Source organism: Curtobacterium sp. PhB128 (assembly GCF_004340725.1).
GTDB lineage: Bacteria > Actinomycetota > Actinomycetes > Actinomycetales > Microbacteriaceae > Curtobacterium.
The window spans coordinates 108,220-123,991 of sequence record NZ_SLUR01000009.1 but is presented as its reverse complement, the minus strand read 5'-3'; the positions used below and the strand labels follow the sequence as shown (position 1 = coordinate 123,991).

Sequence of the window (15,772 nt, the reverse complement as noted above, 5' to 3'; positions counted from 1 at the left end):
GACTACCCCCGCGCCTTCAGGGCTTGCTTCGACCGCTTCACGGCGGCCTTGCGGTTCTTGTTCGCTCGTCGCTGCACCGCGGCGATGCCGGTCTGCTGCTTCACGCGGGCCTTGTGGGCCGGGTCACGGTCCAGCGCCTGCTCGGCGGCCTTGGCCCGGGCCTTCCGACCCTTGCGGCCGGACTGCGCCTGCTCCTTGGCCGAGGGGCCGTCGCCGCGCGCGCCGAACGGCAGCAACGCGGTGAAGGCCGAACTCGCCGGAGGCGTCGCCAGGTGGCCGGCGGGACGGTTGCGGATCGCGATGCCGGTGATGATCGCCGCGATCCCGGTGAGTCCGGTGATGCCCATCGCCACGAGCGGGGTCGGGTCACGGTGCCAGCGCTGTCGGGTCTTCGCGGCTGCGAGCCGTGCCCGCGCCGGGAGGTTCGCACGGCGCTTGAGCTCGATGACGGTGTCGGTCATGCGCTCACGCGTGCGGACGTTCGCGAGTTCGAGCTCGGGGAGACTGTCCTTGGCCATTCCCCAGTTTCTACACGGTGGGGCCGGGGGCGCGCCCAGATGGCCGCGGCGCGGCCGCCCGGTCCGTGTCGCTCCTGCGGCAGTGGACGCGACCCAAGGGCGGACGGGAGGCCCGTGGCAGGCCCGCCACGGGCCTCCCGTCCGCCGGTCACAGCGTTCAGGACGGGACGACGACGTCCTCGGGCTGGCCGCTGGCAGCCGAACGACCAGCTGCCTCCATGAGCGCGAGGCTGCGCAGGTTGTCGCGGCCGCTCGTCGCCGGTGCCGGACCGCCCTCGACCGAGCGGGCGAAGGCCTGCAGCCCGCCCTGGCGGTCGGTGTGCTCGAGCACGGGCAGCTCGACGGGCTCGGCCTCGTCGTCCTGGGTGCGGCGGAGGGTGACCACGTCGCCGTCGACCGCGTTCGGTGCTCCGTCGCGGCTGGTGAACCAGAGTTCGCCGTCCTCGCCCTGGATGCTCCACTCGCCGGCCCACGCCGTGCGGGGGCCGCGGCTCAGCCAGCTGCCGCGGTAGCTGACGACCAGCCCACCGTCCAGCTCGATGAGCATCGAGGCGATGGCTTCGTCCTGGTACTTGCTGTACGACGGGAAGGTCGCCTTGGCGAAGACCCGGACGGCCTCCTGCCCGGTGACCATCCGGAGCAGGTCGAAGTGGTGGATGGCCATGTCGTTGATCATGGCGTGCGGGAACTTGTAGTGCGGGTGTTCCTCGAACGCCAGGTCGTTGTCCCACTGCCGGAAGTCGACGTTGATCGCGGAGAGCTCGCCCACGGTGTTCGCCGCGAGCAGGTCCTGCACGGCGCGCGGTGCCGGGTACCAGCGGTAGTTCTGGCTGACCTGCAGCACGAGGCCGAGCTCCTCGGCACGGCGCACGGCGGTGACGGCCTCGTCCGTGGTGTTGGCGAACGGCTTCTCGACCAGGACGTGCTTGCCGGCGTCCAGGGCCTCGAGGGCGAGCGGCACGTGGGTGACGGCGGGGGCGGTGATGACGACGGCGTCGGCCTCGACCCCGGCGAGCGCCTCGGTGAGGGACGCGAACGCGGCGGACGCGGGCAGCCCGAGGTCCTGCTGCACGGCGGTCAGCGTCGCCGGCACCGGGTCGACGATCCCGACCACCTCCACTTCGGAGACCTCTGGGATGGCGGTGCGGGCCCAGTTGCCGCCCCACCCTCCGAGACCGACGTGGATGATCCGGACCGTCATGCGTGCACTCCTTCGTGGCTGCGGCGTCACGACTCCCGTGACGCGTCCGTCCAGTCTGTCAGTGCTGCGCGCGGCGGGCGCCGAGGTTCGGGCGCCGAGGTTCCACGACATGCCGCGTGCGCGGCGCCGAGGTTCCACGGATCGCGCCGGGCGACGTCGAGATGCCGAGATTTCGGAACCTCGACGGGACGCCGACGGAGCCCGACCGCGACCAGCGCGACCCGGGCGCTCAGTGCGTGAAGGCGTAGGCGATGAGCGCCATCGTCACGATGAACCCCGCCAGGTAGTTGATCCAGAGGAACCGCTTCCACCCCGCGTTCGCGGCCTCGGCCCCCTGGTCCGTGATGTTCCACCAGGGCAACACGTTGAGCGCGTACGGGATCACGACGACGGCGGCGATCGGCCCGGGGAACGCCGAGAAGAGCAGCGCGACGCCGGCGACCAGGTACGCGACGAACGCGAGTCGCACGGTCGCCCGCGCACCGATGACGGTCGCGACGGACCCGATGCCGCCGGCCCGGTCGGCCAGGACGTCCTGCACGGCGCCGAAGGCGTGCGAGGCGACCCCCCACAGGAAGAACGCGATGCAGACGGCGACGAGCTGGCCGGTCCAGTGCGGTCCGGCGAGCGCCAGGCCGTAGATCGCGGGCGAGACGAAGTGGGTCGACGAGGTCAGGGAGTCGAGGAAGGGCTTCTCCTTGAACCGCAGCCCCGGCGCCGAGTACGCGATGACGGCGAAGACGCTGATCGCGAGGACGAGCCACGACCAGGGCCCGTTCCCGCTCACCGCCCCGAGCACGACGAGCGCGACCAGGAACGGCACGTTCGTGGCGACGACGGCCCAGAGCGTGGTGCGGTGGACGCTCTTGTCGAGCAGCGCCCCCTCGACGCCGCCCTTGCGCGGGTTGCGCAGGTCGGATTCGTAGTCGAAGACGTCGTTGATGCCGTACATCGCCAGGTTGTAGGGCACCAGGAAGTACACGACGCCGACCAGGAACGCGACGAGCGAGAACCCGCCGCCGCCGCCGCTGTCGTCAACGCTGACGCCGACCCCGCTGCCGAGCAGGTACGCGGCACCGAACGGGTAAGCGGTGTTCACCCAGCTGATCGGGCGCGACGAGACGAACAGTGCTCGCAGGGTCGACGGCCTGGAGGCGGTGCTGGCGTTCACGGGGTGTCCTCCGGTGGTGCGGTGGTCGGGTCGGGCGCGGGGCGCGCGGCGGCCGGGTCGCGCGGGCCCGTCCGGTCGAACAGGACCCACAGGCTGGGCAGCAGGACGATCGCCGCCATCGCGTACGCGAGGTCCTCGACCGGGATCGCCCCGATCTTCGCGCCGCTGATGAGCGAGGGGTCGTAGGCGACGATGCGCAGGGTCACGATGACGTTGTCGAACACGATCGTCATCACGAGCAGCGCGATCCCGGCGACGAGCGACGTGACCAGTGCGACCCGACGCCCGGGCCCCGGTGCGCGTCCCGCCGCTCGTGCACGGCGCGCGGCCACGATGCCGGCGACGACCGCCACCACCGCCACGACGGCGAAGAACGGCAGGGCCAGGAGGGCGTACGCGCCGGAGCCGGTCACGGACGCCGCCGTCCGAGCGACCGCTGCACGACGGGCCGGACGAAGCCGACCAGGTCCATCGTTGAGTAGCAGAGCAGCAGCAGGAAGAAGAGCTCCTCGAGCGGGACCTCGGGGGCGAGGAGCACCCCGGTCAGCAGGTGCTGCGGGCCGATGAAGAAGATGCCGTACCCGACCCCGGCGACGTCCCACACCATGAAGAACGCGACACCGACGACCATCACCGCAGCCGCACGCCACGGTGCTCGCCAGAAGAACAGCCGGAAGCGGGCGTCGAGCACGGTCATGCCGATCAGCGACACGACCAGGCCGGCGAGGTACAGCCCCGGCATCAGACGGTGCCGGCCTGGTTCCGCGGGGTGCCGAGCGGCGTCGGCAGCGGTTCGGTGCTCGTGTCGCCGTGGATCCGCTTGAGCAGGACCTCGGCGCTGATCAGGCACATCGGCAGACCGATGCCCGGGATCGTGGACGCCCCGGCGTAGTACAGGCCCTCGACCTTGGCCGACGCGTTCTTCTCGCGGAAGAACGCACTCTGCTTGAGCGTGTGCGCGGGACCGAGCATCGACCCGTTCCACGCGTTGAGGTCGTCGGCGAAGTCGCGCGGGCCGATCGTCCGGCGGACCCGGATGCGGTCCCGCAGGTCGGGGACGCCCGAACGCTCGGCGACGACGTCGATGGCGCGGTCGGCGATCTGCTCGACCTCCCAGTCGCCGGCACCGTCGATCCCGCCCTTGCCGATGGACAGGTCGGCGGGCAGGGGCACCAGGATGAAGAGGTTGCTCGAGCCGCGGGGCGCGACGGACGGGTCGGTCTCCGACGGCGCGCAGACGTAGATCGACGCGGGGTCGGGGACGTGCCGGTCCTTGCCGAAGATCGCGCCGAAGTTCGCCTTCCAGTCCTCGGTGAACACCAGGGTGTGGTGCAGCAGGCCGGGCGTCGGCCCGTCGATGCCGAGGTAGACGAGCACGGCGCTCGGTCCGGGGTCGCGGGTCTTCCAGTGATCAGCACCGTGGGTGCGGTGCTCGCGGTCGAGCAGCTGCATCTCGGTGTGCTGCAGGTCGGCGGCGCTCACGACCAGGTCGGCCGGGGCGGTGTGCTGCACGCCGTCGCGGTCGCGGTGCACGACCCCGGTGGCGACGCCGTCCTCGACGACGATCCGTTCGACCTTCGCACCGGCGATGATCTTCGCGCCCTCGGCACGGGCAACCCGCTCGACCGCGGCGATCACCTCGGTGATGCCGCCCTTCGGGTAGAGCACTCCGTCGGCGAGGTCGAGGTGGCTCATCAGGTGGTACATGCTCGGTGCGGCGTACGGGCTCGTGCCCAGGAAGACCGCGGGGTAGCCCAGGATCTGCCAGAGCCGCCGGTCCTTGACCGCCGAGGCAGCGCGGGACGACAGTGGCTGCAGCAGGAGCCGGGCGAGCTTCGGCAGGCGACGGAGCACGTCGGGGGCGGCGAGCTTCGTGAGGTCCTGGAACGTCGTGTACAGGAACCGGCGGATCGCCATCGCGTAGGTGTCCTCGGCCGAGGCGAGGTACTTCCGGATCCGCTTGCCGGCTCCGGGCTCGACGGACTCGAACAGCGCGATGTTCGCCTCGGCGTCGGCGCGCAGGTCGATCGGCTCGTCGTTGCCCTCGCTGTAGACGCGGTACCCGGGGTCGAGCTTGACGAGGTCGAGTTCGGCGTCGGCCGAGGTGCCGAGCAGCTGGAAGAAGTGGTCGAACACCTCGGGCATGAGGTACCACGACGGCCCGGTGTCGAACCGGAAGCCGTCGCGCTCCCACGAACCGGCACGGCCGCCGAGCTGCGACCGCTGCTCGAGCACGGTCACGGCGAAGCCGTCCCGCGCGAGCAGCGCCGCGGACGCCAGTCCGCTGATGCCGCCGCCGATCACGACGGCGCGTCGGGCGGGCACCTTGCGCCGGGTGGTGGCGGCGACGGCCGTCGGACGGGAGGCGCGGGGCGGGGTCATGGCGTGCCTCCTGGCCGACGGGTGGCCACCTTCGACCGCACGGGGGCGCGTCCGGCGAGCACCTGTGCGGCCAGGCGTGCCTTCACCGGGTTCGGGACGCGCACGCGCGTCGTCACCAGGCGCGTCGCCGGTGTGCGGGCGATGCGGTCGTTGAGTTCCTGGAACAGGGCGTGCGCGAGTCCGACGGCGTTCCGGGCGTCGGCCGGCAGCAGCCGGATCGTCCGGGCCGCGTGGTCGAGGTCGGACTGCACGTCGGCGACCAGGCGCTGCTTCGTGGCCTCGTCGAACGAGCGGATGTCGACCCCCGGGAAGTACGAGCGGCCGAGCACCTCGAAGTCGGCGTGCAGGTCGCGCAGGAAGTTCACCTTCTGGAAGGCGGCGCCGAGCGCACGCGCCCCGGCGACGAGCTCGGCCTGGTCGAACGTCGGCTTGCCCGCGCGGTACACGAACGCGCGGAGGCACATCAGGCCGACGACCTCGGCGGAGCCGTACACGTACGCGTCGAACGAGGCGTCGTCGTGCTCGGTGCGCTCCAGGTCCATCCGCATCGACGCGAAGAACGGCTTGGTGAGCTCCGCGCCGAAGCCCGTGACCCGTGCACTCCGGGCGAACGCGTGCACGACGGGGTTCACCGAGAAGCCGAGGGCGATCGCGCGCTCGGTGTCGGCCTCGAGCTCGTCGAGGACCGTCCGTGCCAGGTCGGGGTCGAGCCCCGCCTCGGTCGCGGGACCGTCGACGACCTCGTCGGCGACGCGCACCAGCGCGTAGACGTTGCGGATGTGCTCGCGGGTGTCCTTGGCGAGGAGCCGGCTCGCCAGGCCGAACGACGTCGAGTAGCGGTCGATGACGACGCTCGACGCCGCCTCGGCCGTGGCGTCGTACAGGGGGAGCCGACCGGACGGCGCACTGCCGGCCCGGGTGGTGTCGGTCGTCACCGGGCGCGCTCCACGAGTTCGGTCACGAGGCCCTCCAGGCGGTCGGCGAGGTCGTACGGCAGTCCGGAGAGCTCGGCACGGGCGAGTGCGACGTGGTCGGCGATCCGGGACTCGGCTGCGGCACGGGCGCCGCAGGTGACCAGGGTCGCACGGAGTTCGGCCGCGCGTTCCTCGGTCAGGCCCGGGTCACCCAGGTAGGGAGCGATGTCCGGCCAGCAGTCCGTCGTGGCCGCGTAGGCGATGAGCATGGTCCGCTTGCCCTCGCGCAGGTCCCCCAGCACGCTCTTGCCGGTGGTCGTCTCGTCGCCGAACACCCCGAGCAGGTCGTCGACGATCTGGTACGCGATGCCGATCTCGCGGCCGAAGGCGCCGAGCGCGGTGACGACGGTCTCGGGCGCGCCGGCGAGCACGGCACCGGACTGCAGCGGCGCCTCGAACGAGTACACGCTCGTCTTCGCCCGTTCCATCGCCAGGACCTCGTCCACCGTCGGCATCACGCCCAGGGCCAGGTCGACGTCGGTCATCTCACCGGCGGCGCTGGCGAACACGGCTTCGTCGAGCAGTTCGAGCAGACGCCCACGACGCTCGCCCGTCACACCGGAGGACTCGATGAACCGAGGGGCGCCGGAAAGTGCGAGGTCGCCTGCGATCACGGCGGCGCTCATCCCGCGGTGCTCGGCGGTCGGCAGCGGCAGCCCACCGGTGGTGCCGGCGTCGCGGTAGGAGCCCGCGACGTTCGGCTGGCCGCGGCGCGCCCAGTCACGGTCGATGACGTCGTCGTGCACCACCAGCGCGGTGTGCAGGAGTTCGTAGGCCGCGGCGACGTGCGCGGCAGCGTGCACGTCGTCCCCGCCGAGGCCGAGGTACGCGGTCAGCACCATGCGCGGTCGGAAGCGCTTGCCGCCCAGGCTCGCCTTGCGGAGCACCCGCCAGAGTTCCTCGGACGGACGGCCGTAACGCGCGGCACGAGCCGAGGACACGACGAAGAAGCGCTCGAGACAGTCGTCGACGAGCGCGAGGTCGATGTGCGCCACGGTGGCCGCTTCCTCGCTCATTGGCCTAACCTATCGGTGCAGATGAGCGCTTTCCCGGAAACCGTGGTCCTGCTGGCCGACGACCGTACCCCGATCGGCACAGCGGACAAGTTCACGGTGCACACAGACCACACGCCCCTCCACCTGGCCTTCTCGTGCCACGTCCGCAACACCGACGGGGACGTCCTGGTGACCCGTCGCGCCCTGTCGAAGAAGACGTGGCCCGGTGTCTGGACGAACACGTTCTGCGGGCACCCCGGCCCCGACGAGTCGTTCGAGGACGCCATCGCCCGCCGGGCATCGCGCGAACTCGGCATCACCGTGCGCGACGTCGAGCTCGTGCTGCCGGACTTCCGGTACCGCGCGGTCGACGCCTCGGGGATCGTCGAGAACGAGGTCTGCCCGGTGTTCCGCGCCGTCACCGACGACCTGCCCGCCCCCGCGGACGACGAGGTCGCCGAGTACGCCTGGGTCTCCGAGGACTCGCTGCGGGCCGCCGTCGCCGGTGCGCCGTTCGGCTGGAGCCCCTGGCTGGGCTGGCAGCTGACCGAGCTCGAGGCCGCGGGCCTGCACATCACCCGCTGACCCTGGCGGCCGCCTGGGCCGAGACTCGCGCTCCGCGACACTCCTCGTGCCGGCGAGCACGAGAACCGTCGCCCAGGCCGAGTCTCGGACGAGCGCTTGGCTCCCTCGTGCGTCCGGAGTAGGGTCGGACGTCGGCCACGGTTGTGGCCACGAGGTTGCGCACCGCGGCCGCACGACCAGGAGAAGGGCAGGTGAGGCGCGATGTCGGGTGACCATCCTCGCGCGGGCCGGCAGCCCCTCCCCCTCGCCGCCGCGCCCGTGTCCTAGATCTCCTCCGCCCGCTGCGGTCCGCCGCGGCATCGCGCCTGCCTGCTCCCGACCACGAGGAGCACGCGCATGGCAATGATCGACAACGCGATCTACGTCGAAGGACGTCGCATCGAGTCTCCGTCGACCCTGTCGCTCGGGGCACGCCACGAGGTCGCACGGTGCGACCTGGCGTGGATCGGGCTGCTCCGTCCGGACCCGCACGAGCTCGACGCCGTCGCGACCGAGTTCGACCTGCACGAGAACGCGGTGGAGGACGCCCGCAAGGGGCACCAGCGCGCGAAGCTCGAGCGGTACGGCGACACGCTCTTCCTGGTGCTCCGTCCGGCCTGGTTCGACCGCGCCGAGGGCACGGTCGAGTTCGGCGAGGTGCACCTGTTCGTCGGCGACCGGTTCGTGGTGAGCGTCCGGCACGCCGAGCGCCCCGACCTCGCGGCACTCCGCGCCCAGGTCGAGGCCGACCCCGAGTTCCTGGCGCTGGGTTCGGAGGCCGTGACCGCCGCGGTGCTGGACGAGGTCGTGGACGGCTACGCCCCGGTGGTCGAGGTGCTGCAGGACGGCATCGACGCCATCGAGGACCAGCTCTTCGCCGGGCAGGTCGACCCCGGTGTCTCGAAGCGCATCTACCAGCTGCTCAGCGAGGTGCTGTCCTTCCAGCGCGCCACGAAGCCGGTGCCCGCGATGGTGAAGGGCCTGCTCCGCGGGGCCGACAAGTACGGCGTCGACGACGAGGTGCAGCACCGACTGCGCAACGTGCTCGACCACGCCCTGCGCGTGACGGAGCGGGTGGACTCGTTCCGGTCCCTGCTCGAGAACGCCCTGACACTGCACGCGACCCTGGTGTCGCAGGAGCAGAACGAGGCGATGCGGCGGATGACCAGCGCGAGCCTGGCGCAGGGCGAGGAGAGCCGGCAGCTCGCCCGCGCCGCGCACCGACAGGGCGAGGAGGTCAAGAAGATCTCGTCGTGGGCGGCGATCCTGTTCGCCCCCGGGCTGATCGCCGGTGTCTACGGGATGAACTTCGACCACATGCCCGAGCTGCACTGGCGGTACGGCTACCCGGTCGCGATCCTCGGCATGCTCGCCCTGATGGGCGTGCTCTGGGCGATCTTCCGCAAGCGCAACTGGCTCTGACGCGCCGCGAGGGCGCAGCGAGGCTGCGGCCCGGCACGCCGCCGGGCCACAGCCTCGAGGACGTTCAGGTGGCGTCGATCCGCCGGACGTGCATAATGATCTGGCCCGGAATGTGAACGTGCACATCGACGTGCCACGGCCCCGGGCGGAAACGAGCAGCAATGGCGTCATCGCGGGCACAGCAACCGCGTTCGCCCAGCATCCGTGACGTCGCACGGATCGCGGGCGTCTCCCACCAGACCGTCTCGCGGGTGCTGAACAACTCCGACGCCATCCGCGACGCCACGCGCGACAAGGTGCTGGCGGCGATGGAGCAGCTGCAGTACCGGCCGAACCGTGCGGCGCGGGCCCTCGTCACGAGCCGGACCCACACGATCGGTGTCCTGACAGCCCGGCGCGCCCACTACGGCCCGGCGGTCGCACTGCAGGCGATCGAGGACGCGGCGATGCTGCGCGGGTACTCGGTGACGACGGCGAACATCGCCGAGGCGACCGACACCGCCGTGCGCGAGGGGCTCGGGCACCTGCTCGACCTGGACGTCGAGGGCATCGTCGTCATCGCGCCCCAGCAACGGGTGTTCGACCTGATCGAGGAACTCGGCATCCGCACGCCGTACGTGACGATGCGGGCCAGCGTCGGCGAGGACCCGACGGCCCTGTGGGTCGACCAGATGGAGGGGGCGAGACTCGCGACCGAGCACCTGCTCGACCTGGGCCACGAGTACATCCGGCACATCGCCGGCCCGCAGGACTGGATCGAAGCGGACGCCCGCATGCAGGGCTTCCTGCGCGCCATGTCGGACCGCGACATGTCCGTCGTCCCGCCGATCCTGGGCGACTGGACGGCGGACTTCGGTTACCACGCCGGCCGCGAACTCCTGCGGTGGCGGGACTGCACTGCGGTGTTCTGCTCGAACGACCAGATGGCCCTGGGCGTCATGCACGCAGCGCGCTCCTACGGGCTGGACGTGCCGGGCGACCTGTCGGTGGTCGGCTACGACGACATCCCCGAGGCGAAGCACTTCTGGCCGCCCCTCACCACGGTGCAGGTCGACTTCGCCGAGCTCGGCCGCCGCTGCGTCGACCTGCTCCTGCCCGGCGACGACGAGCTCCTGCGGCCGATCGACATCGTCCCGCAGCTCGTCGTGCGCGCGTCCACGGGGGCCCCGCGCGGTCGGTGACGCGCCCACCGTCGATCCGCAGGACGCGGGGCGGGCCGGCACCGTGCCTCCCGTCCGGGGGACGTTCATGCGGGATCACGCAGGCCGTTACGAAAACGCGACCAATCCGAATTGACAGCCGCACCGGGGCTGTGCGTAAATTACCTCCGTCCAGCCGATGTGACCGTTCACATGAGCGTCACACCAGCGGGGCACCGGACGCGACAACGAAGTCCACGCAGGCCACCTGCGCCCTTTCGCTGCCGCAGCAGAACCACCCGAACAACTGCCGCATCGCAGCGGCAGAAGGAGATGCACTGTGGCGTCAACCCCGATCGACACCGGCCTCGAGACCCGGTCGATCACCGCACCCGAGACCATCCTCGAGATGCGCTCGATCACCAAGGAGTTCCCTGGTGTCAAGGCGCTGTCCGAGGTCTCCCTCAACGTCCGTGCCGGCGAGATCCACGCGATCTGCGGCGAGAACGGCGCCGGCAAGTCGACCCTGATGAAGGTCCTGTCGGGCGTCTACCCCTACGGCACCTACGACGGCGAGATCGTCTACGAGGGCGAAGAGGTCCGCTTCAAGGACATCAAGCAGTCCGAGCAGGCCGGCATCGTGATCATCCACCAGGAGCTCGCGCTGATCCCGGAGCTCTCGATCACCGAGAACCTGTTCCTCGGCAACGAGCCCGGCAAGTTCGGCGTGATCGACTGGACGAGCGCCCAGCTCCGTGCACAGGACCTGCTCGCCCGCGTCGGCCTGGCCGACGACCCGGACACCCAGATCAAGAACATCGGTGTCGGCAAGCAGCAGCTGGTCGAGATCGCGAAGGCCCTGCACAAGGACGTCAAGCTCCTCATCCTCGACGAGCCGACCGCGGCCCTGAACGAGAACGACTCGCAGCACCTGCTCGACCTGATCGTCGGGCTGAAGGCCAAGGGCATCTCGAGCATCATCATCAGCCACAAGCTCAACGAGATCGAGCAGATCGCCGACGAGATCACGATCATCCGTGACGGCAAGACCATCGAGACGCTGAACGTCAAGGGCGACGGCGTCAACGAGGACCGCATCATCCGCGGCATGGTCGGCCGGTCGCTCGAGAGCCGGTTCCCGGACCGCACCCCGAAGATCGGCGAGACCTTCTTCGAGGTCCGCGACTGGACCGTGCAGCACCCGCTCGACGCCAGCCGCCTGGTCTGCAAGGGCTCGAACTTCCACGTCAAGCGTGGCGAGATCGTCGGCTTCGCGGGTCTGATGGGCGCCGGCCGCACCGAGCTCGCGATGAGCCTGTTCGGTCGCTCCTACGGCACCTGGCTCGGTGGCGAGATCATCAAGGACGGCCACGAGATCAAGGTCACGAACGTCCAGCAGGCGATCCAGAACGGCATGGGCTACGTCTCCGAGGACCGCAAGGCCCTCGGCCTCAACCTGCTCGACACCGTCAAGCGGTCCACCGTCTCCGCGGACCTGCAGAAGATCTCGAAGGGCGGCGTCGTCGACTCCATCGAGGAGTACGACGTCGCCGAGAAGTACCGGAAGATGCTCCGCACCAAGGTGCCGAGCGTCGAGGAGAACGTCGGGAAGCTCTCCGGCGGGAACCAGCAGAAGGTCGTCCTGTCCAAGTGGATGTTCACCGACCCGGACATCCTGATCCTCGACGAACCGACCCGTGGCATCGACGTGGGCGCGAAGTTCGAGATCTACGGCATCATCCAGCAGCTCGCAGCACAGGGGAAGGGCATCATCCTGATCTCCTCCGAGCTCCCCGAACTCCTCGGCCTCTCCGATCGCATCTACACGATCTTCGAGGGCCAGATCACGGCCGACGTCCCCGCGGACCAGGCCGATCCAGAAACGCTCATGCGCAGCATGACCTCCGCGCGGAAGGGCGCTCCCGTCTCATGAACAACCTGAAACTGCTCTTCGGCAAGGGCAACTCGATCGGCCAGTACGGCATGATCATCGCCCTCGTCGCGATCGTCATCTTCTTCTGGTTCACCACGGACGGGCTCATCCTCGAGCCCACCAACGTGATCAACCTGTTCCTGCAGTACTCCTACATCCTCATCCTCGCGCTGGGGATGGTCATGGTGATCATCGCGGGCCACATCGACCTGTCGGTCGGTTCGGTGGCGGCGTTCGTCGGCATCATCGTCGCCCAGTCGATGTCGGTCTGGCACTTCCCGGTCTGGCTGGCGATCGTGCTCGGCCTGGTCGTCGGTGCGCTCGTCGGTGCCTGGCAGGGTTTCTGGGTGGCGTTCGTGAAGGTCCCGGCCTTCATCGTGACCCTGGCCGGCCAGCTCATCTTCCGCGGTGCGAACCAGATCATCGGTGCGTCCACCTCGGTCCCGACGCCGGACGGCTACAACACCATCGGCTCCGGCTTCCTCGGTGACTTCGGCCCCGACTTCGGGTTCTCGAACGGCACGCTGCTGATCGGCGCCGTGACCATCGCCGTCCTGATCATCGTCGAGGTCCGCGGTCGCTCGCGTCGCCGCAAGATGCAGGCCGAGGTCCCGCCGCTGTGGGTCTCCGTCGTCCGCACCGGCATCCTGGTCGCCGTCACCCTCGTCGCCACGTACCTGTTCGGCGCCGGCCCGGTCGGCACCTCGATCCCGATCGTCGCGATCATCCTCGGTGTCCTGACCATCGTCTACGGCTTCATCACGAAGAACACCATCTTCGGTCGCCAGGTCTACGCGGTCGGTGGCAACTCCAGCGCCGCCGTCCTGTCCGGCGTCAGCGCCCGCAAGGTGAACTTCTTCGTCATGGCGAACATGTCGGTCCTCGCCGCGATCGCCGGCATGGTGTTCGTCGGGTACTCGAACGCCTCGGGCCCCGCGGACGGCACCGGCTGGGAGCTCGACGCGATCGCCGCCGTGTTCGTCGGTGGTGCAGCGGTCGCCGGTGGCATCGGCACCATCTCCGGCTCCATCATCGGTGGCCTCGTGATGGCGCTGCTGTCGAACGGTCTGCAGCTGATGGGCATCGAGTCCAACAAGGTCCAGATCATCCGTGGTCTCGTGCTCCTCATCGCCGTCGCCTTCGACGTCTACTCGAAGTCGCAGGGCCGCCCATCGCTCATCGGCGGCATGATGCGGCAGTTCCAGCGCAAGGACGCAGCCGAGGTCCCCGCGGCCCAGCAGCAGCCGCGCTCGATCGAGGACCAGCCCGACAAGATCACCCTCCCCTAGTCCAACCCTTCCCCTCACAGCACCACCACCTCAACGAAGAGAAAGCACTCTCATGCGCAAGAAGCTCATCGCCGGCATCGGTCTGGCACTCGTCGCGGGCCTGGCCCTCAGCGGCTGCTCGGCTCGTGGCACCTCCGACTCGGGCGACGGCTCCGGCTCGTCCATCAAGAAGGGCGACCTCATCGGCGTCGCCCTGCCGGCCAAGACCTCGCAGAACTGGGTGCTCGCGGGCGCCGCGTTCAAGAAGTCGATCGAGGACGCCGGCTTCAAGGCCGACATCCAGTACGCCAACGCCGGCAACCCGGTCCCCGACCAGCAGTCGCAGATCTCGGGCATGGTCACCAAGGGTGCGAAGGCGATCATCATCGGTGCTGCCGACGGTTCGCAGCTCGGCTCGCAGGTCAAGGCCGCCAAGGCCCAGGGCACGACCGTCATCGCCTGGGACCGCAACATCCTGAACACGAAGAACGTCGACTACTACGTCGCGTTCAACAACTTCAAGGTCGGCCAGCTGCAGGCCCAGGCACTGCTCAAGGGCCTCGAGGAGAAGAAGGGCGACGGACCGTACAACGTCGAGCTCTTCGCCGGTTCGCCGGACGACGCCAACGCCACCGTGTTCTTCAACGGTGCGATGGACGTCCTGCAGCCGAAGATCGACGACGGCACGCTCAAGGTCGTCTCGGGTCAGACCACGTTCGCCAAGGTGAACACGCAGGGCTGGCTCGCGCAGAAGGCCCAGTCGCGCATGACCGACCTGCTGGCCCAGTACTACACGGGTGACACCAAGCTCGACGGCGTCCTGTCGCCGAACGACACCCTCGCCCGTGCGATCCTCACCGCGACCAAGGCCGCCGGCAAGGACAACCCCGTCGTGACCGGGCAGGACTCGGAGACCGCTTCGATCCCGCTCATCATGAAGGGCACGCAGTACTCGACGATCTACAAGAACACCACGGAAGAGGCCCAGGCGGCCATCGACCTGGTGTCCGACCTCGCCGACGGCAAGACCCCGAAGACGACCAAGGACAAGAACAACGACAACGGTTCGAAGGTCGTCCCGGCCGTCGAGCTGACGCCGATCCTGGTCACGAAGGACAACGCGGTCGAGGCCTACAAGGGCAACGACACCCTCGAGGAGCTCGCCAAGAAGGGCTGATCTCCCCCGCTCACACGGACGGCCCCGTCTCGCCTCGGCGAGACGGGGCCGTCCTGCGTCGTCGTGGGGCCGGCCACGGTCGGACGGGAGGCCCGGGGCACGTCGTGATCCGTGCCTCCCGTCCGCCGTGCACGCACGTCCGGTGCCCGCGCGACCCGCCGGGTCAGGGCCGGGTCGCGCGCAACCGCCGCGCTGCGTCGGCCAGGTGCGGCACGTCCGTGTGGGCCGTGCCGAACACCACCGCGCGAGTGGTGTCGAAGTAGCGCCGGGTCAGCCGGTCGCCGAGGTCGGACACCCGCGACCACGGGATGTCCGGCTCGCTCGCGGTGACGGTGCTCGGCAGGACACGGACCGCCTCGCCGATCTCGACCAGCCGCATCCGGACGGCGTCGTGCACCAGGTCCTCCGGCAGGTGTGCATCCCCCACGTACCGCCGGATCGCCTCGCACGCACCGATGACGTCGTCGAGCCGGTCCCGGACCAGGCGGTGCGTCGTCGGGTCCTGGCTCACAGCGGCACCGCGCGGCGGACGACCTCGGGGCTCATGCCGGCGGCGTCCACGACGTCGACACGCACGCCGAGCAGCCGTTCGGCCGCGTCCTGGATCCGCATCAGCGCGAAGATGCCGAGCCCCGCGTCGACGTCGATCATCAGGTCGACGTCGCTGCCCGGGCCGTCCTCACCACGGGCGACACTGCCGAACAACCGCGGGTTCCGGCCGCCGAACCGTTCGACGACGGCGATCAGGTCCTGCCGTGCGGCGGCGACGCGTTCGCGCAGGGGCGGTGGGTCCTCGACCGGCAGCAAGTCGATCGACGTGGTGAAGCCCGCGGCCCGGAGCATGCGCTGGAGCGCGGCGAGCGAGGGTTCGCGTCGGCCGTTCTCGTACGTGCTGATGACGCTCTGCGTGACGCCGGCGCGGCGGGCGAGCTGCACCTGCGTCAGTTCGGCGCGGTCACGGGCGTCACGGATGAGCGCGGCCGCCGACACCGTCGGCATCGGACGTGGAGGGACTGCGGACATGCTGC

The 15,772-nt window shown here is 70.0% G+C and carries 16 protein-coding genes; 6 read left to right on the top strand and 10 right to left on the bottom strand.

The genetic code is table 11. The annotated features are described in order from the left end of the window. Positions 1-2: 2 nt before the first annotated feature. The 8 genes from EDF23_RS15460 to EDF23_RS15430 all read right to left on the bottom strand — a co-directional run bounded on the left by EDF23_RS15460 (position 3) and on the right by EDF23_RS15430 (position 7,262). Positions 3-518 (bottom strand): hypothetical protein, encoded by a 516-nt coding sequence (locus EDF23_RS15460; protein ID WP_131922153.1) that lies wholly within the window; start codon positions 516-518, stop codon positions 3-5. Between the two features lie 157 nt (positions 519-675). Next, positions 676-1,719 carry a Gfo/Idh/MocA family oxidoreductase gene (locus EDF23_RS15455; RefSeq protein WP_111085419.1) on the bottom strand — a complete coding sequence of 348 codons (1,044 nt, stop codon included), beginning with the start codon at positions 1,717-1,719 and terminating at the stop codon, positions 676-678. A 229-nt stretch (positions 1,720-1,948) separates the two neighbouring features. Further along, positions 1,949-2,890 carry a prenyltransferase gene (locus EDF23_RS15450; protein ID WP_131922152.1) on the bottom strand — a complete coding sequence of 314 codons (942 nt, stop codon included), beginning with the start codon at positions 2,888-2,890 and terminating at the stop codon, positions 1,949-1,951. Beyond that, positions 2,887-3,303, bottom strand: a complete 417-nt coding sequence (locus EDF23_RS15445; protein ID WP_165901151.1) for a lycopene cyclase domain-containing protein — start codon at positions 3,301-3,303, stop codon at positions 2,887-2,889. The genes EDF23_RS15450 and EDF23_RS15445 overlap by 4 nt, the downstream gene beginning before the upstream one ends. Next, positions 3,300-3,632, bottom strand: coding sequence for a lycopene cyclase domain-containing protein (locus EDF23_RS15440; RefSeq protein WP_131922150.1), 333 nt, complete (start codon positions 3,630-3,632; stop codon positions 3,300-3,302). The genes EDF23_RS15445 and EDF23_RS15440 overlap by 4 nt, the downstream gene beginning before the upstream one ends. Continuing rightward, the gene (crtI, locus tag EDF23_RS19315) at positions 3,632-5,272 is read right to left on the bottom strand and encodes a phytoene desaturase family protein (protein ID WP_243648947.1); all 1,641 of its coding nucleotides are present in this window, start codon (positions 5,270-5,272) and stop codon (positions 3,632-3,634) included. The genes EDF23_RS15440 and crtI overlap by 1 nt, the downstream gene beginning before the upstream one ends. After that, positions 5,269-6,207: a phytoene/squalene synthase family protein gene (locus EDF23_RS19310; RefSeq protein WP_243648946.1), complete on the bottom strand. Its 939-nt coding sequence runs from the start codon at positions 6,205-6,207 to the stop codon at positions 5,269-5,271. Before EDF23_RS19310 ends, crtI begins: the two co-directional genes overlap by 4 nt. Further along, the gene (locus EDF23_RS15430; RefSeq protein ID WP_131922149.1) at positions 6,204-7,262 is read right to left on the bottom strand and encodes a polyprenyl synthetase family protein; all 1,059 of its coding nucleotides are present in this window, start codon (positions 7,260-7,262) and stop codon (positions 6,204-6,206) included. The genes EDF23_RS19310 and EDF23_RS15430 overlap by 4 nt, the downstream gene beginning before the upstream one ends. A 21-nt stretch (positions 7,263-7,283) precedes the next feature. Here EDF23_RS15430 and idi point away from each other — a divergent pair, with 21 nt between their 5' ends. From idi to EDF23_RS15400, 6 genes are all read left to right on the top strand, one after another. Next, positions 7,284-7,826 carry an isopentenyl-diphosphate Delta-isomerase gene (idi, locus tag EDF23_RS15425; protein ID WP_111085474.1) on the top strand — a complete coding sequence of 181 codons (543 nt, stop codon included), beginning with the start codon at positions 7,284-7,286 and terminating at the stop codon, positions 7,824-7,826. Positions 7,827-8,162: 336 nt separating this feature from the next. Then, positions 8,163-9,227 carry a magnesium and cobalt transport protein CorA gene (locus EDF23_RS15420; protein ID WP_131922148.1) on the top strand — a complete coding sequence of 355 codons (1,065 nt, stop codon included), beginning with the start codon at positions 8,163-8,165 and terminating at the stop codon, positions 9,225-9,227. Positions 9,228-9,388: 161 nt separating this feature from the next. Continuing rightward, positions 9,389-10,408, top strand: a complete 1,020-nt coding sequence (locus EDF23_RS15415) for a LacI family DNA-binding transcriptional regulator (protein WP_123293492.1) — start codon at positions 9,389-9,391, stop codon at positions 10,406-10,408. A gap of 367 nt (positions 10,409-10,775) precedes the next feature. Continuing rightward, a complete protein-coding gene (gene mmsA / locus EDF23_RS15410; protein WP_123293834.1) occupies positions 10,776-12,299 on the top strand; it encodes a multiple monosaccharide ABC transporter ATP-binding protein in 1,524 nt (507 codons plus the stop codon). Then, positions 12,296-13,588 carry a multiple monosaccharide ABC transporter permease gene (gene mmsB / locus EDF23_RS15405; protein WP_131922147.1) on the top strand — a complete coding sequence of 431 codons (1,293 nt, stop codon included), beginning with the start codon at positions 12,296-12,298 and terminating at the stop codon, positions 13,586-13,588. Before mmsA ends, mmsB begins: the two co-directional genes overlap by 4 nt. Before the next feature lie 52 nt (positions 13,589-13,640). Then, positions 13,641-14,744, top strand: a complete 1,104-nt coding sequence (locus EDF23_RS15400) for a sugar-binding protein (protein ID WP_123937388.1) — start codon at positions 13,641-13,643, stop codon at positions 14,742-14,744. Between the two features lie 163 nt (positions 14,745-14,907). Here EDF23_RS15400 and EDF23_RS15395 read toward each other — a convergent pair whose 3' ends face one another. Together EDF23_RS15395 and EDF23_RS15390 are read right to left on the bottom strand one after the other, a co-directional pair. Further along, the gene (locus tag EDF23_RS15395) at positions 14,908-15,255 is read right to left on the bottom strand and encodes a HepT-like ribonuclease domain-containing protein (protein WP_131922146.1); all 348 of its coding nucleotides are present in this window, start codon (positions 15,253-15,255) and stop codon (positions 14,908-14,910) included. Continuing rightward, positions 15,252-15,767, bottom strand: coding sequence for a helix-turn-helix domain-containing protein (locus EDF23_RS15390; RefSeq protein ID WP_165901150.1), 516 nt, complete (start codon positions 15,765-15,767; stop codon positions 15,252-15,254). Before EDF23_RS15390 ends, EDF23_RS15395 begins: the two co-directional genes overlap by 4 nt. Between the last annotated feature and the right edge of the window lie 5 nt (positions 15,768-15,772).

Bases quoted from the DNA above. Each gene is read 5' to 3' on its own strand.
- EDF23_RS15460 (WP_131922153.1), bottom strand. From the start codon at position 518: ATGGCCAAGGACAGTCTCCCCGAGCTCGAACTCGCGAACGTCCGCACG.
- EDF23_RS15455 (WP_111085419.1), bottom strand. From the start codon at position 1,719: ATGACGGTCCGGATCATCCACGTCGGTCTCGGAGGGTGGGGCGGCAAC.
- EDF23_RS15440 (WP_131922150.1), bottom strand. From the start codon at position 3,632: ATGCCGGGGCTGTACCTCGCCGGCCTGGTCGTGTCGCTGATCGGCATG.
- crtI (WP_243648947.1), bottom strand. From the start codon at position 5,272: ATGACCCCGCCCCGCGCCTCCCGTCCGACGGCCGTCGCCGCCACCACC.
- EDF23_RS15430 (WP_131922149.1), bottom strand. From the start codon at position 7,262: ATGAGCGAGGAAGCGGCCACCGTGGCGCACATCGACCTCGCGCTCGTC.
- idi (WP_111085474.1), top strand. From the start codon at position 7,284: ATGAGCGCTTTCCCGGAAACCGTGGTCCTGCTGGCCGACGACCGTACC.
- EDF23_RS15420 (WP_131922148.1), top strand. From the start codon at position 8,163: ATGGCAATGATCGACAACGCGATCTACGTCGAAGGACGTCGCATCGAG.
- EDF23_RS15415 (WP_123293492.1), top strand. From the start codon at position 9,389: ATGGCGTCATCGCGGGCACAGCAACCGCGTTCGCCCAGCATCCGTGAC.
- mmsA (WP_123293834.1), top strand. From the start codon at position 10,776: ATGCGCTCGATCACCAAGGAGTTCCCTGGTGTCAAGGCGCTGTCCGAG.
- mmsB (WP_131922147.1), top strand. From the start codon at position 12,296: ATGAACAACCTGAAACTGCTCTTCGGCAAGGGCAACTCGATCGGCCAG.
- EDF23_RS15400 (WP_123937388.1), top strand. From the start codon at position 13,641: ATGCGCAAGAAGCTCATCGCCGGCATCGGTCTGGCACTCGTCGCGGGC.
- EDF23_RS15390 (WP_165901150.1), bottom strand. From the start codon at position 15,767: ATGTCCGCAGTCCCTCCACGTCCGATGCCGACGGTGTCGGCGGCCGCG.